4 protein-coding genes are annotated in these 2506 nt (G+C 70.0%); all 4 read right to left on the bottom strand.

The genetic code is table 11. The features are described from left to right. On the bottom strand, positions 1-547 hold a 547-nt coding region (locus VF468_12600; protein HEX5879134.1), incomplete at its 3' end, for a PPOX class F420-dependent oxidoreductase. Positions 548-859: 312 nt separating this feature from the next. Then, a complete protein-coding gene (locus VF468_12595) occupies positions 860-1045 on the bottom strand; it encodes a hypothetical protein (GenBank protein HEX5879133.1) in 186 nt (61 codons plus the stop codon). Between the two features lie 623 nt (positions 1046-1668). Beyond that, positions 1669-2199 carry an LURP-one-related family protein gene (locus tag VF468_12590; protein ID HEX5879132.1) on the bottom strand — a complete coding sequence of 177 codons (531 nt, stop codon included), beginning with the start codon at positions 2197-2199 and terminating at the stop codon, positions 1669-1671. 114 nt (positions 2200-2313) lie between these two features. Further along, a partial coding sequence (locus VF468_12585; protein ID HEX5879131.1) for a hypothetical protein occupies positions 2314-2506 on the bottom strand: 193 nt, incomplete at its 5' end.

Below are 2506 nucleotides of genomic sequence, written 5' to 3'. Positions count from 1 at the left end.
GCGCAGGTTCGGTCTTGCCCTGCCCGCCGGCCAATCCGAGTTCCTGGCCGTGTGGCCCGGGCTGCCCAGGCGTCGGCCGCCGGACGGACTGGAGCCCGGATCGGGCATGCCGCGAGTGGCCTGGATCCCTGAGGTTGGTCTGATCTGGGCCCGCCTCACGAAGCGTGATCCTGATCGTCAGCCATGCCGTCGGGATCTGTCGGCGGAGGCGCCGGATCAGCGCCGTCGATAACATGAGCGCGCGGTACCCGCGCCACGCCCAGCCGTACTTTCGTACCAGCAGCGCTTCGACCTTCGCGGTCTCCTCCACAAGGCTGGCATTGGCGTCGACCGCCGGGCCACGTGGCTTCCCTCGGGGGCTGCAGGGCGCGAGGCGGACATGGGGGTCGCGGCGGATCCGCTTCACCTTCCAGGAGTCGGCCTCACTAAAGACCAGCAGGCTGCCGTTGTCGGCGGCGCACCACACCGGCACCGAGACCGGGGTTCCGTCGCGCTTGAAGGTGGTGATGCTGACAAAGGGTTCCTTGGCGAGTGCAGAGCTGTCCACGGTGGTGGACCTCCTTCTCTAGTCGCAGCGTCCCTGCGACCCTCCCCCCAGCGGGCGCTGCCGGGTCGGCTAGGTGGGCCTGCCATCCAGGAACCCTGCCCTGACGCTAACCGTGCCCCCCGGTGGCGCAGACGCCAGCCGGCCCCGAAACGGCGAGGAGGTGGTGCTTGAATCGGTCGTCGCGGGGCGTGTTCACGCCTGCCGCCATCGGCCCGGCCCAGCTCGTCCTGTCCCGGCGGCGGCCGGTGGCCAGCGGTGGCCGCCTCGCCACTGTCCTGGAACAGCCCAAGCGCGCGTCCATCACGTCGGCGGTCAGCGGTGGGTCGCCCGACGGTTGGCGATAGCCGAGGCCAGCACCAGCGCGGCAAAGACCAGGCCCGTCACCACGTAGGCCAGGACGCCCCAATCGGTGAAGGCCAGCACCATCACGATGGCGATCAACGCCGACACCAGCAGGACGTCGCGCTCGGGCGACTGCAGCACCTTGGGGAGCTTCATGTCATCCACCCCTTTCTCCCAGGCCACGCTACGGCCGAGGCGGCCCCGCCACCACGGGCGAAGGTCCCACGATCAGGAGGCCAGCCGTCCTCAACAGGTGATGACCCAGCGCACGCGCCACAGGACGCGAGCGCTCGTCATTCGTACCTCCCGCCGGGTTGGTGCCGCTGACCTCGCCCAAGCGGATCGATGACCAGCACCGCCGCGAGCTGGCCTGGTGACCAACCTGACCATATGCCAGGCTTGGCGCGGAGCATCCATGATCGCGGCACGCCTTCTCGCTCCATCGCGGCGATGCTCTCTGCTCCTCCGTCCGCAGCTCCCGGCGGAGCACCTTGCCAACCACCGTCTCCCGAAGCGAGTGGCGGAACTCGATCAGCTGGGTACGTGGTCGCCGGACAGCCCTGGCATGGGTCCGACGCCCCCGCCTGCAACTGCTCGGCGGTGAGGGCCGCACCTGGGGGAGTCACGTGGCGGCGACCGGCTAATGCGCTCACCCCCTGTGATCGTGACGGCGTCGCAGCGGCCGAACGCTGCGCCCCTTCCGAAGGCCTCCCAACCGCCGGGACCGGCCGTGTGCCCGGTCATCTGATCAACCCCGGTGGTCGGCGGCAGGGTTGGGCTCAGTGGTGCTGGCGCTCCTGGTCCTCCGCCAGGTCGAGGGCCAGCACGCTGGCCAGGATCAGCAGATCGTCCTGGCCGGGAGCGACGTCCACCGCGTAGGTGTCGCGCATGCTGAGCCACCGCTTGGAGACGGTCGCCACCGTCTGGCCGCCGCGGCGGATGGTGAACTCGTGGTCGAACAGGTCGCCCTCCATCTCCAGATCATCGGGCCCGGGGACGTCGATGGTGAAGCGGTCCCGGAAGGGCGTGAAGAAGTGCTTGCGGACCTCGGCGGCCTCGCGGCCGGCCAGCGAGACCTGGTAGGTCGGCACCAGCGCGACCAGCTTGCGTTGGACCTGGGCGACCTCGCGCCCTTGCGGGTCGCGCAGGACCAGCCGGTTGCGCAGGCTGAGGACCTTGCCGTCCACCTGCAGCAGCGGCCGGCCCTGGTCGTCGGTGATGTCGGAGTCCTCGCCCAGGCGGAAGAAGCGCTCGCGGATCAGGTACATCGCTGTGTCCTCTCTGCTCGACGGCGGGTGCCGTGCGCGCACGGCCGATCCAGGATGGATCCCTAGGACCCGTGCGTCGGCGCCGGGCCCGCCGACGTCGGGTAGCGCGCTGGGAGCCGAGCCGGCGGGTTGCTCCGAGCGCGCTGCCCGCCTCGGTCAGTCGACGCTCACAGGTTCAAGGGCCTGGAGCAGGGTGAACCAGGTCACGTCCACCCCCACCCGGTCGAACAACTCGACCAGCCGAGGCACCGGCTCGCCGTAGATCGTCATCTGGTGGTCGTAGGCGAACTCGCCGAACAGGGTGTCGCGGGCCTCGCGGACGTGGAAGGCATGCTCGATGAAGGCATCC

The organism is Actinomycetota bacterium, from assembly GCA_036280995.1.
Lineage (GTDB): Bacteria > Actinomycetota > CALGFH01 > CALGFH01 > CALGFH01 > CALGFH01.
This window is presented reverse-complemented; position numbering and strand designations above follow the sequence as displayed.